This window comes from Pseudomonas sp. ACN5, from assembly GCF_002303975.1.
GTDB classification, from domain to species: domain Bacteria; phylum Pseudomonadota; class Gammaproteobacteria; order Pseudomonadales; family Pseudomonadaceae; genus Aquipseudomonas; species Aquipseudomonas laurylsulfatiphila.
On record NZ_MRCP01000016.1, the window covers coordinates 37,538 to 49,263 of the forward strand.

11 protein-coding genes and 2 pseudogenes are annotated in these 11,726 nt (G+C 49.0%); 11 read left to right on the plus strand and 2 right to left on the minus strand.

The window, feature by feature from the left end:
* The first annotated feature begins 15 nt into the window (after positions 1–15).
* The 6 genes from fdhD (at position 16) to BSF40_RS33185 (ending at position 3,713) form a co-directional block, all read left to right on the plus strand.
* Positions 16–843, plus strand: coding sequence for a formate dehydrogenase accessory sulfurtransferase FdhD (fdhD, locus tag BSF40_RS25235; protein WP_095967282.1), 828 nt, complete (start codon positions 16–18; stop codon positions 841–843).
* Between the two features lie 43 nt (positions 844–886).
* On the plus strand, positions 887–1,393 hold the full coding sequence (gene moaC, locus BSF40_RS25240; RefSeq protein ID WP_095967283.1) for a cyclic pyranopterin monophosphate synthase MoaC: 507 nt from the start codon (positions 887–889) through the stop codon (positions 1,391–1,393).
* Positions 1,390–1,641, plus strand: a complete 252-nt coding sequence (gene moaD, locus BSF40_RS25245; protein WP_095967284.1) for a molybdopterin converting factor subunit 1 — start codon at positions 1,390–1,392, stop codon at positions 1,639–1,641. Before moaC ends, moaD begins: the two co-directional genes overlap by 4 nt.
* A 3-nt stretch (positions 1,642–1,644) precedes the next feature.
* Complete coding sequence (gene moaE / locus BSF40_RS25250) at positions 1,645–2,094, plus strand: molybdopterin synthase catalytic subunit MoaE (protein ID WP_095967285.1); 450 nt, start codon at positions 1,645–1,647, stop codon at positions 2,092–2,094.
* A gap of 83 nt (positions 2,095–2,177) precedes the next feature.
* Positions 2,178–3,536, plus strand: a complete 1,359-nt coding sequence (chrA, locus tag BSF40_RS25255; protein WP_095967286.1) for a chromate efflux transporter — start codon at positions 2,178–2,180, stop codon at positions 3,534–3,536.
* Positions 3,537–3,587: 51 nt separating this feature from the next.
* On the plus strand, positions 3,588–3,713 hold the full coding sequence (locus tag BSF40_RS33185) for a hypothetical protein (protein ID WP_256589592.1): 126 nt from the start codon (positions 3,588–3,590) through the stop codon (positions 3,711–3,713).
* A 146-nt stretch (positions 3,714–3,859) separates the two neighbouring features.
* Here the strand turns inward: BSF40_RS33185 and BSF40_RS33190 are convergent.
* A pseudogene (locus tag BSF40_RS33190) lies at positions 3,860–3,955 on the minus strand (metal ABC transporter ATP-binding protein); the annotation flags it as partial.
* Between the two features lie 54 nt (positions 3,956–4,009).
* Between BSF40_RS33190 and BSF40_RS25260 the strand changes: the two are divergent.
* The 5 genes and pseudogenes from BSF40_RS25260 to BSF40_RS25275 all read left to right on the plus strand — a co-directional run.
* Positions 4,010–4,228 (plus strand): annotated as a pseudogene (locus tag BSF40_RS25260) (NAD(P)/FAD-dependent oxidoreductase); the annotation flags it as partial.
* Positions 4,229–4,734: 506 nt separating this feature from the next.
* Positions 4,735–5,955, plus strand: coding sequence for a site-specific integrase (locus BSF40_RS25265; protein WP_095967287.1), 1,221 nt, complete (start codon positions 4,735–4,737; stop codon positions 5,953–5,955).
* Positions 5,933–7,459 (plus strand): tyrosine-type recombinase/integrase, encoded by a 1,527-nt coding sequence (locus tag BSF40_RS25270; protein ID WP_172435750.1) that lies wholly within the window; start codon positions 5,933–5,935, stop codon positions 7,457–7,459. The genes BSF40_RS25265 and BSF40_RS25270 overlap by 23 nt, the downstream gene beginning before the upstream one ends.
* Positions 7,456–10,389: a hypothetical protein gene (locus tag BSF40_RS32310; protein ID WP_141249797.1), complete on the plus strand. Its 2,934-nt coding sequence runs from the start codon at positions 7,456–7,458 to the stop codon at positions 10,387–10,389. Before BSF40_RS25270 ends, BSF40_RS32310 begins: the two co-directional genes overlap by 4 nt.
* On the plus strand, positions 10,386–10,772 hold the full coding sequence (locus BSF40_RS25275; protein ID WP_095967289.1) for a hypothetical protein: 387 nt from the start codon (positions 10,386–10,388) through the stop codon (positions 10,770–10,772). The genes BSF40_RS32310 and BSF40_RS25275 overlap by 4 nt, the downstream gene beginning before the upstream one ends.
* Positions 10,773–11,422: 650 nt before the next feature.
* Here BSF40_RS25275 and BSF40_RS25285 read toward each other — a convergent pair.
* On the minus strand, positions 11,423–11,704 hold the full coding sequence (locus BSF40_RS25285) for a helix-turn-helix domain-containing protein (RefSeq protein ID WP_095967291.1): 282 nt from the start codon (positions 11,702–11,704) through the stop codon (positions 11,423–11,425).
* Positions 11,705–11,726 lie beyond the last annotated feature (22 nt).

The window sequence follows — 11,726 nt, forward strand, 5'->3', positions numbered from 1 at the left end:
TTCGAGGTTCTTTTCATGTTGTGCAAAGTTGAACAAGCCGAATATCGAAGCGACACTAACGCACCCGCCCCCAACCCCTTGAGTGTGAACTTTCGCGAGTACGACAACGCCGCATCAGTCTGCCAGGCGGCACTGGCCGCAGAGATCGCATTGGCAATCACCTACAACGGTTTGAGCCAGGCTGTGATGATGGTGTCGCCGGGCAACCTCGAAGATTTCATCCGAGGCTTCAGCGTCAGCAACGACATTGTTGAGGACCAGAATGAAATCTACGACCTGCGCCTGACCCACTTCGACCAGGCCGTACAAGCCGACGTGCAGATCTCCAGCCGCGCGTTCTGGGCACTGAAGAACCATCGTCGGCAAATGGCGGGCACCAGTGGCTGCGGGCTGTGCGGTGTGGAAGCGCTGGAGCAGGCCTTGCCGAAACTGGAGATTCTCGAGCCGGTCGCCCTGCCGCCCGCCGAGCATTTCATCGACATCCGCCACCGCATCGAACAGGCCCAACAAATGGCCCGCAGCAGCGGCGCGCTGCACGCAGCGTTGTACTTCGACAGCGAAGGCAACGCGCTGATCTGCCGCGAAGACATTGGCCGCCACAACGCGCTGGACAAGTTGATCGGTGCCCTGCAACACGCCGGCATCGACAGCCGCAGCGGCTTCACCGTGGTCACCAGCCGTTGCAGTCTGGAGCTGATCCACAAGGCCGTCAGGGCCAGGCTCGGCACGCTGGTCAGCCTGTCGGCGCCCACCGCCCTGACCGTGCAATGGGCGATCAGGCATCGCCTCAACCTGATTCACGTCCCCCACCGCAACGCACCACGCATTTACAGCCCGGCATGATGCCTTCACCCGATCACCGCGCCGGCCCGCGCAGGAACCTCCCATGACAGACATTTCACATGCATCTCCCAACGGCCTGACCCACCTCGACAACCAGGGTCGCGCCAACATGGTCGATGTCAGCGAAAAACCTCCGACGCAGCGTGAAGCCCAGGCCCAGGCCTGGGTGCGGATGCGCCCGGAAACCCTGAAGCTGATTCAAAGCGACGGCCACCCCAAGGGCGACGTCTTTGCCGTGGCGCGGATCGCCGGCATCATGGCGGCGAAAAAGACCCATGAGCTGATCCCGCTGTGCCACACCCTGTTGCTCAGTTCGATCCATGTCGAACTCAAGGCCTGCACACCGGACAGCGTGAAGATCCTCGGCACCTGCCGCGTCGAGGGCCAGACCGGGGTCGAGCTCGAAGCCCTGACCGCCGTCAGTGTGGCGGCCCTGACCCTCTACGACATGTGCAAGGCCGTGGACCGGGGCATGGTCATCGACGACATCCGCCTGCTCAGTAAACAGGGTGGCCGCTCCGGTCATTTCAAGTTCGAGGACGCACAATGATCCTGATCAATTACTTCGCCCGTTACCGCGAGCAGCTCAACCTGGGCGGTGAAAAACTGCCCCTGACCGACAGCCTCAGGACCATCGAAGACGTGCGCCGCTTGCTGATGGCTCGCGGCGAGCTGTGGCGCCAGGTGCTCGGTGAAAACAACCTGATGTGCGCGCTGAACCAGGAGCTGTGCCATCCGGACCGGGTGATCGAGGACTTTGACGAGATCGCCTTTTTTCCACCGGTCACCGGGGGCTGAGACATGACGGTTCGGGTCCAGCGTGATGTGTTCGACATCACTCGGTTGATCGCCAGCCTGCAGGCCAACGATCCGGGCGTGGGGGCCGTGGTCAACTTCGTCGGCTACGTGCGCGACATCAATCAGGGTGAGGCGGTCGCCGGGTTGTTTCTGGAGCACTACCCGGGCATGACCGAACGCTCGTTGCAAAAGATCATCGACAACGCCCGGACTCGATGGCCTCTGCGGGCCGTAGAGGTCGTGCATCGGATCGGCCCGTTGTCGATCAGTGAGCCGATCGTGTTTGTCGGCGTCAGCAGCCCGCATCGCCAGGCCGCTTTCGAGGCCTGTGCGTTCATCATGGACTACCTGAAAACCGACGCGCCGTTCTGGAAGCGCGAAGACGTGGCCGGCGGCGCACGCTGGGTCGATGCCCGGGACAGCGACCGATCCGCTGTCGAGCGCTGGGCATAGGCGCAGCAACAGGTGGCTATCCAACACGCTCGCGCGTAGCTACAGTCACGGGCTCAACGTTTCCCTGCACAAGGAACCCGCGCTTGAGCCCCACGCCCTCCCCGATCACGCAACAGGCTGTGCCCCAGCCCCGGACCATCAGCCTGCGCGAAGCCTTCCTGTTCTGGCTCAAGCTTGGCTTCATCAGTTTCGGCGGGCCGGCCGGGCAGATTTCGATCATGCATCAGGAACTGGTCGAACGCCGGCGCTGGATCTCCGAGCGACGCTTTCTGCACGCCCTCAACTACTGCATGTTGCTGCCCGGGCCCGAGGCTCAGCAGTTGGCGACCTACATCGGCTGGCTGATGCACCGGACCTGGGGCGGCGTGATCGCCGGCGTGCTGTTTGTGCTGCCGTCGCTGTTCATCCTGATCGCGCTGTCCTGGGTGTACATCGCCTTTGGCGACGTGCCCGTGGTCGCCGGACTGTTTTACGGGATCAAGCCGGCGGTCACGGCCATCGTGGTGCAGGCGGCTCACCGGATCGGCTCGCGGGCGCTGAAGAATGGCTGGTTATGGGGCATCGCCGCCGCGTCCTTCGTGGCCATCTTCGTGATCAACTTGCCGTTTCCGTTGATCGTGCTCGGGGCGGCGATCATCGGTTACTTCGGCGGACGACTGGTACCGGAAAAATTCAGGACCGGTGGCCACAGCGCGGCGAAAAAATCCTACGGCCCGGCGGTGATCGACGATGACACCCCGTCCCCTGAACACGCCCGGTTCAACGGTTTGAAACTGGCGCGTCTGGCGGTGATCGGCGCGATCTTGTGGACACTGCCCATGGCCACGCTCACCGCCCTGTACGGCTGGGAAGGCACGCTGACCCAGATGGCCTGGTTCTTCACCAAGGCGGCGCTGCTGACTTTTGGCGGTGCCTATGCGGTGCTGCCGTATGTGTACCAGGGCGCGGTCGGTCACTACGGATGGCTGACGCCGACGCAGATGATCGACGGCCTGGCGCTCGGAGAAACCACCCCAGGTCCGTTGATCATGGTCGTCGCCTTCGTCGGCTTCATCGGCGCCTATGTGCAGCAGGTCTTCGGCCCGGATCAAGCCTTTGTCGCCGGTGCAGTGGCCGCCACGCTGGTGACCTGGTTCACCTTCCTGCCTTCGTTCCTGTTCATCCTCGCCGGCGGGCCATTGGTGGAATCGACGCACAACGAACTCACCTTCACCGCGCCGCTGACGGCCATTACGGCCGCCGTGGTGGGCGTGATTCTCAATCTGGCGTGCTTCTTTGCCTATCACGTGCTGTGGCCCACAGGCTTCGAAGGAACACTGGACTGGCCTTCGCTGCTGATCGCCATCGTGGCGGGCATTGCCTTGCTGCGGTTCAAGCGCGGGGTGATCGAGGTGCTGATCGGCTGCGGGCTGATCGGGCTGGTGGTGCACCTGATGTTCTGAATCAATTATTTACACGCGCCCCAATCCTCCCTAGTATCCAGCCATCCCCGGATGGCTTGTGCTACTCGCCACCGACGATTTCCGCCGCCGGAAACCTGCGCCATGCGTACCTTGCCGTCACTGCTGAACATTTCGATCCAGGCCACCTCGCTGCTGGCCGTGGACGGCATTGCATGAAGCGCATCGTCAACCTGCCCATGGCCCTGCGCCGTTCCAAGTTGCGTCACTCCGCACGTCCGCCGGATAGCGCCCTGCTCGCCTGATCGGCGAGCCCTTTCCTTTCGCTATCCCGGTCCGCGTGAACCCTGCTTAGCCATACACAGAACCTGTGGGAGCGGGCTTGCTCGCGAAAGCGGTGTGTCATTCAGCAGTGATGTCGGCTGAAAGTACGCCTTCGCGAGCAAGCCCGCTCCCACAATGACTGCGCTCGCCTGACCGGCATTGGTTTTTCCCCATTCTGCCTGGACACCGACATGACTCAACGTTGCAATTCCTACTATACCGCCACCCTCAACCAGGACACCGATTACCCGACGCTGCAAGGCCGGCACAAGGTTGACGTGGTGATCATCGGCGGCGGCTTCACCGGCGTGGCCACCGCCGTCGAGCTGGCGGAAAAAGGCCTGAAGGTCGCCATCGTCGAAAGCCACAAAATCGGCTGGGGCGCCACCGGGCGCAACGGCGGCCAGGTATTATCCGCCCGAAGAACCTTTTGTTGACTATTTATATATTCTCCAATGTAAACGGGGAAAAATTGGGTTGTCCGGTCAACAAAGTGAGGGAAACCGTGAAGTCAACATGGACTTTATACGTAGCATACAACGTGTTGACTACTATATAAATTTAGCCGAAGCACGAATCACCCGTTGATTCATCTAAATTCCTGTGCATAATTGATCCTATTGGCAGCCCCGGCGTAGGTCTGCCTGGTCCATCAGCTAGTTCAACTTGAAACACTAAAGCCCTAAGAAATTTGGCAGTGTGCGAGTGATCAGCGTTGACTTTGATGTTTACTTTATCAAGGAATCGTTGATATGCGCCGGGCACCTGCTATTTGTGAAAGCTATAAATTTAACATCCCACCAAATCAGATTGAAGCTACTGCGTCAGTAATCGCTGACGGGTATCTTTTCCTCAAGTTAAAAAATAATTCAAAGACACCAACCGCCCCTTCACTATTTTCAGTGAAGGAGTCAGCATGAAAGTATTTGAATTCAAAAGTCCAAGCGGCAATCCCACAGCACTGATTTTTAACAATGATAAGCCTGTGTTTTGGGCAAACTATTGGCTTATCAATCAACACCCCACAACTAGACCAAAATCATTAGTTACATATAGTTATGACCTTTGTCTAGTCATACTGTTTTTTCAATATAAAAAAATTGACTATATAAGAAGATTTTCAAACGAAAGCTTTCTCACTAATGGAGAGCTTACAAAATTACGCAGCCACCTTACGGAAACAAAATCGACCCTCGAAAATCGAATCGCTGGAATAGGCATTATAAATTCGAAAAAAGTATCCAACTCCACTTATGACAGAAGATGCGGTATAGCAAAAAAATTTCTAGAATATATCGCTGAAGAATTAATACTCGGCACAAACAAGGATAAAAAAAAATCCCTTAGCGACTTCACAGACAGACTCAAAAATCAACTTAGAAGCCACAACTCTGATAATGAAAATATTGTTCAGCCGTGGACAAATGAAGACTATATAAAAATGGATTTAACAATAAAATCAAACCCAAAAAACAGAGAAAACTTTCTAGTACATAGGGATCTAGTTGTATTTCATCTTCTGCGTGAGTCAGGCATCAGGAACAGTGAGTTACTCGGTATAAGAGTGGACGGATTTCAACGAAAAAATCGAGGATATGTAACTACAAAAATTGAAGCGAGTACTGACATGAGCCTGGACCCTAGAACGTCGCCCGCAACCGTGAAGACATTTAACAGAGAGCTGAAAATTTCGGATTCATTATGGGGACTTATCGAAAGATATATTATCGAAAGAAAAAAAATAAAAGCGAGTATCAAACACCCATTCTTAATCATCGGTATTTCTGGGCAACCGCTATCAAACGATGCTGTAGGCAAGATTTTCAAAACACTGAGCGAGCAAATCGAATTAAAGATCACTCCTCATAGCCTACGACACTCTTGGGCATGCAACTTTATTCTTAACGAATATGAAAAAGCATCTTTTGTCACTGGAAGAGAAAAAGAGAGAATCATCTCCAACGCATTAAGCGTCCTTCGAATTCAGATGGGATGGAGTTTGAAATCTTCAATGCCAGAACACTATGCAAAATATGCTTTTCAAAAAATTGGCAATGAACGATTACTATCAGAAGACCGATCTCTCCACAACAAACTTAGCAAGGACGCTAGTTATGGCGCGCAGTCAAACGACTAAAAAAGAATTAAACCAGCCATTTGAAGAAATAACTGTATACCATCAAAAGACAAAACTTGATTTTATTGTTGGATCAAAACTAACAATTAAACATGAGACCTTGAGTGGCCAGTGCACGATAGATTTCAAGCAGATGCAGAACTATCTAGGCGACGACATCATAGAGTCATTTCGCCATGAAATTTGCTCACGCATAGCAGAATGCTATGCCCTATCTTCCATTAAGACGTTCTGCACGAAACTCAAAGAGCTTTGCAAGCTGCTTAGTGAAGCCACCCTCAGCCAAGGACGCACAATACACAAGATAAGTGAAAGTAAAGAGCTATGGTCCTCTTTCATAAACTGGTTAAAGGGCAACCCTAATATGAAAGCCTTTTTAGTTGCATGCAACGGAGATAAAGAAGTTCTGTGGTGCGACGAGTATAATTTAGCAGTTGATATAATCCGTACATCGTCAAGAAAAAACGGGAGCGCCATAAGCTCGGCCGACCCTGTTAATGGAGCACTGACCGAAACCGAGGTAAGAGATGTAACCTTCGCTATATGCAAAGGTTACGAAAATGGTCTGCTGGAAATTGAACACTTAGCCGTTTTCTTTTTGGCTCTGGTACTCGGATATAGGCAAAGCCAAATTCTCAACATAAAGCTAGATGACTTAACTTACAGTGAACCCCAGAAAAACTGGACACTAAAAATTGAAATAATCAAGCAGAAAAGAAAAAACAAACCTATCTACATCAATGTCAGACTTCCACCGCTGGTGAACACCCTGCTCGATTATATGGTACCTATTTGCATTAGCAGGAATAGAACTTATTTAATCCATAATTCCTCTGGGGTCGCTGGGCTTACGATTACCGAAGAGGAAATAAAAAAACTGCCCAATACTCGTTGCAATGCTACTTCCCTAATGACAAGACTTAAGAATGTCATTTATGAAATGGGTGTTAGGAGTAGCAGAGTTACTGGAGGAAGAGTAAATTTAAATTTCATTAGATTTAAACACACTTTGCTAACACGCGCAGCCGTAAATGGAGCAAGCGCACATGAACTTATGTACTTAGGTTTGCACAACAATCTTTCCTCGGCAAATTCTTATATCGATTCTATACCTGAAGCACAAGCCAGGATCAAAGAGGAATTAGGACCGGCACTTACCTCCATTGCGAAATTATTTCTAGGTTCACCTTATGAGGGTGGATATGAAAAAGCCGTTTTGGAAATGCCCAACTCGATACAACGCCACTATGGAATTGCACAAGCAAAGCCAATTGGCGTTTGCGGAACCATGGCAAACTGTACAGATCATGCACCAATTGCATGCCTGCTTTGCTCGAAATTTGAACCATTTCGAGATGCACCGTTTGGCGAATATAAAGAATATCTAATCAGCGAATACGAAAACCAACCTGACATTAAAATTAAAGATACGGTATTGGAATATGTAGAGGCATGCGACATGTGGATCTCAAAATTGAGTGTCAACCAAGAGCGCGCCTCATGAGTAAAAACACACCTCAGCTAAACTTCGACTCATTCAAGAAAGTATTTATACCGCTATTCCAAGACCAAATAATGAGCGGAAAAAATATCAATCTAGCATTGAAATACAAACTCCCGAACAACATGATGCTCAAAGGCGACCCGTGTGATTTTTCCCATGCGCTACCCCCCACTTATAAAAAAGAAAGCGACGTATTCAAACTCGTCTGCGCAGACGAGGACTGGATTGTCACGCTTAAACTATTTCATCTTATCCGCTCACTGGAAGAAAAAAAGAAATCTCGAGATATTGCGACTGGATTCTATTTTCTTATTGATTCTCTACCTGCATTTAAAAAACCATGGGAAATCACCAACTCAGACTTTCTTCGCGCCTCAAATAAAAACAACCTCTCACTGGGAGTAAAGTATCGTACGGGGGCCGGACTTGCTAACATAGGTAAAACTTTTAAGAAATATAATTTATCTCCAGAAAATATAAAATATCTTGAGAATCCTCATACTAGGCCACCCCGCTCAACAAAGGCACTCTTGCCAGATCTCGAAGCATGCAAAATGCTGGCTGAATCATTCAGGCTTCCTCAGAATGGTTTTGAAACGATAGTTTCATCAGCGTTCGCACTATTGAACTATGCGCCTTCTAGATCCTCTGAGATAGTCACGTTGAGTCACGACTGTATTACGTCTCTGGATGGATTTGGTTTACGCTTTCCTATGCCAGCCAAAAACGGTAAGTCCGTCGTAAAGAGGCCACCTTGTGCCGAGTTTGAGGAGGTTGTTGGGGAAGCAGTCCATAAGCTTATCAAATTTGGCAAATCCGCAAGAGACGCGTCAGCCTGGTACAAAGAGAACAACGTCATTTACATCCCGAAAGGCCTCGAGCATTTAAGAGACCGGAAAACATATAGTGTTCAAGAGGCATTAGCCTTAATCGGCTATGAGCGAAGCGATGGAGTGTATTCTCAAAAACTATATGCGAACAGAAACAATTCATTACCTGCCGCAATTTTACCTCCTGGACTAGGCAGGTTGTTTCAGTCAGAATCTTCAAACTATTACCGCCACAATGAAAAAATTTTACTGAAGAGCACGGCTTTTATCAGCGCGACTAACCTTTATGAGTGGGTTATCAAAAATTTATCACCTACCTTCCCTTTCGTAGATGGCGTTTCCAATGTTGAATTCAAGGATTGCTTATTTGTATATCCATACTCCTCTAAAACTCCCAACTTCAAAATTTATTGGCAGTGCCATTACGTACCTTGTTTTTTTTCGACAAACAAGCTCCAATCATGGTTTGGTAGATTATTTTTCCGAGGCCGCGAGCGTGAAGACCTTTCCTTAGGCACACATGCTATGCGTCATTTACTTAATACGTTGGCGCAGAGCAAACACATAGACCAGCGATTGATTGCCATGTGGTCTGGTAGAAGCTCAGTGGAACAAAATGACGATTATGATCATCGTACTCCTTTGGAAAAAATTGATCTCATTGATGAAAATGCCATTGGGGCAGGATTTGAGTTCGGCGGTTTTTTAGATGATTTATACGAGCAGGAACACAAACAAACTGGGGTATCAACCGAGCAATTTTTCAAAATAAAAATTGGATCGCTTCACGTAACAGAACTTGGCCTATGCCGACACAACTATAATTCAGGTCCGTGCCCCAATGTCTTTCAATGCATTGACTGTTCTGAACATTGCTTTAAAAGAGGGGACGACAAATCATTATTAGCAGCACATAGAATGGTAGAGAAACTACAACCAGTAATAGCCGCCGCTCAAATTGCAGTAGACAAAGGAGAACCCGGCGCGGAAAAATTCCTTAATTCACATAAAAACAAAATATCAAGATACAAAAAGCAAATAGAAATTTGCTCGGACACTTCGGTTCCCGCCAACGCATTATGCGCACTAGCACCAGACACCCCAACAGACAACATAGTTTCAAAGGCGATTATTTCTCGTACCCTAAACGCAGATCAAGTTAAAAAACAGGCTTATAAGCATGGTAGAATTCTAATTCGCAGCATTGACAACAATATTTTAGAAGCATTTGAATCGCTAATGGATTCGTGGACTGTAGATAATGGACTTCCCACCTGGGAAAATGTTTGCAGTAGTTTCAAGGCTAAATATAACACTTTGATTCGACATCAAGCCATATTAAATAACGACACCATGCAGCGCGCTTATGAGGGCCTTGGTAATCGAATGCTCAGTACGGATCTAATTAAGAGAGACTCATCCTTAAGATGGTACTGGAACAATAAATACATAGTTTCACAAATTTTGGAACACTGGAATTTCAAACTTAATGGCTGCCCTACACTCCCAAAAGTAGCAAAACAAATCAAAACAAATTTTTCATATGCAAAAATAACTCTCGCTGCGCTTCAGAAAAATTCTGAAATTCGCAACAAACTATTAGAAAAACGTAAACATTTGCACGACATTGGTTTGATATTCATCTCTACTCATGGAGACTTAGTTTGCGAAAGGAAATCAGCACTACCAGATGGCAATCATCAAAACATTTATGAATGCTTCTCTCAATTCGCTAGAGAATGGAGAATTGAAGATGGGCTTCCTACCGTGGAATCTGTTTTAGCGAAATTTGCAAAAAAAACAGGGTTTACATTCAATAAAACATACATTTTTTCAGACAATACGCTATTAAAAAGCTTTAATCATATCAGAGAGAAGAGCGCAAAAACCGGACTAATAAAATTCAACGGCGCAAACAAACCACTTTGGAACATAGACCGACTGATACTATCTTGCTGCGCAAGTGAAGACGGGTTCGAAATCGATTGCGACACATCTAAAATATACGAAAACATTTTAGCACGGCATCCAAGCATAAAAATTTCTTACGGTGCTGTTCTAAGAGCACTGAAAGCTCTCCAAAATAGGAATTGCATATGAAGCGTAGAAGAATCACAGACCAGGACACTACGGCTTTTATTGAAATACTCAGAAACTGGGATGTCGAAACAGAAGGCGATCTAAGCTGGAATAGCTTCATAAAAAAAATTCAAAGCGTTACAGGTTACTTATATGAAAGAACATCATTATACAAAACGAAGAACGGAACAATCCACAAGGAATTTGAGATTGCTAAAGACCACATAAAATCCGGACCTAAAACTAAGGGAGAAACCATGTCAAGGCAAAGCTTACTAGTGGCATATACCAATCTGAGGCACGAGGTAGATAAACTTCGCTCTCAGAACCTAAGCTTACTTCAGTTGCATACCGAATATCTGAAAATTCTATATGAAAATGATATTACCCCTCACCTTTCTTAAAGCGAAAAGTGGTACTTTAAGGATCAAACTTTCAGTACGTTCAGTCGCGGATGTGGCACGGAGCTTTTTAGCTATTCGTCAGTAATCTGCTGACACCTATAAAACACGTGTCACCGCTGCTGTAGGGACTTCATACACGGCAGATAACAATTCTAGTATCTGCCCTCTTCTGCCCTCTTCTGCCCTCTTCTGCCCCGTAACGCTGAACATGGTTTGTGCTACTCCCGAGACTTTCCAGCGAAACCTGCACTTAGGTGCTGTAAGCTCTCCGGTATCGAAAGATCGCGAGAGAGTCACAATGGCAAACAACGACTTGGTGCGACCAAGCCGCGATGGGGATCAGTTTCACTATCACTGGGCCGCGAGGCAGTGTCTTGCCCTACTGCCGGGATCGGGCGACCTCGTGTCCGTTACTGTTGAAGGCCCCTCAGCCAGCGAAAGTGATAACGAGATTGAGGAAGGAGTCGATCTCATTGATGTCGGCCTTTACTACGGCGCAGAAACGTTGAGGAGAGCTCGGTACCCCACCTACACAAGGAATATCTGACGAAGAAACGTCGGACAGTGCCAGTGCCCCAACCTTTCGTACATTGAATTCTGACATTCCTTCGATCACTGGGCGCGCCACCTAGCCTTCCTTCACTGGTTTTTTACGAATCAATGGCTTTTAGGTCTTTCCGTACTTGAGCCAGAAAAGCCTGGAGATCCGTGATGTTTTCCTTTCGCATGTAACACGCCGTAATTAGGCTGACGGGATGAACCCCCAAAACACTGCACAACTCCTCGAGCTTCACCAGCGTCGGGCTGGTGCCCCCTCGCTCGAGCAAACTGACATTTGTGCGGCTGCTCACTAACGAAAAATGTTCCTGCGTCAGGCCTTTCTGAAGGCGGGCCTGCCGGAGCGTCGCCCCAAATGCTTCTTTCAGTTCCATTTTGCTTTCTCACAAAAGGAAC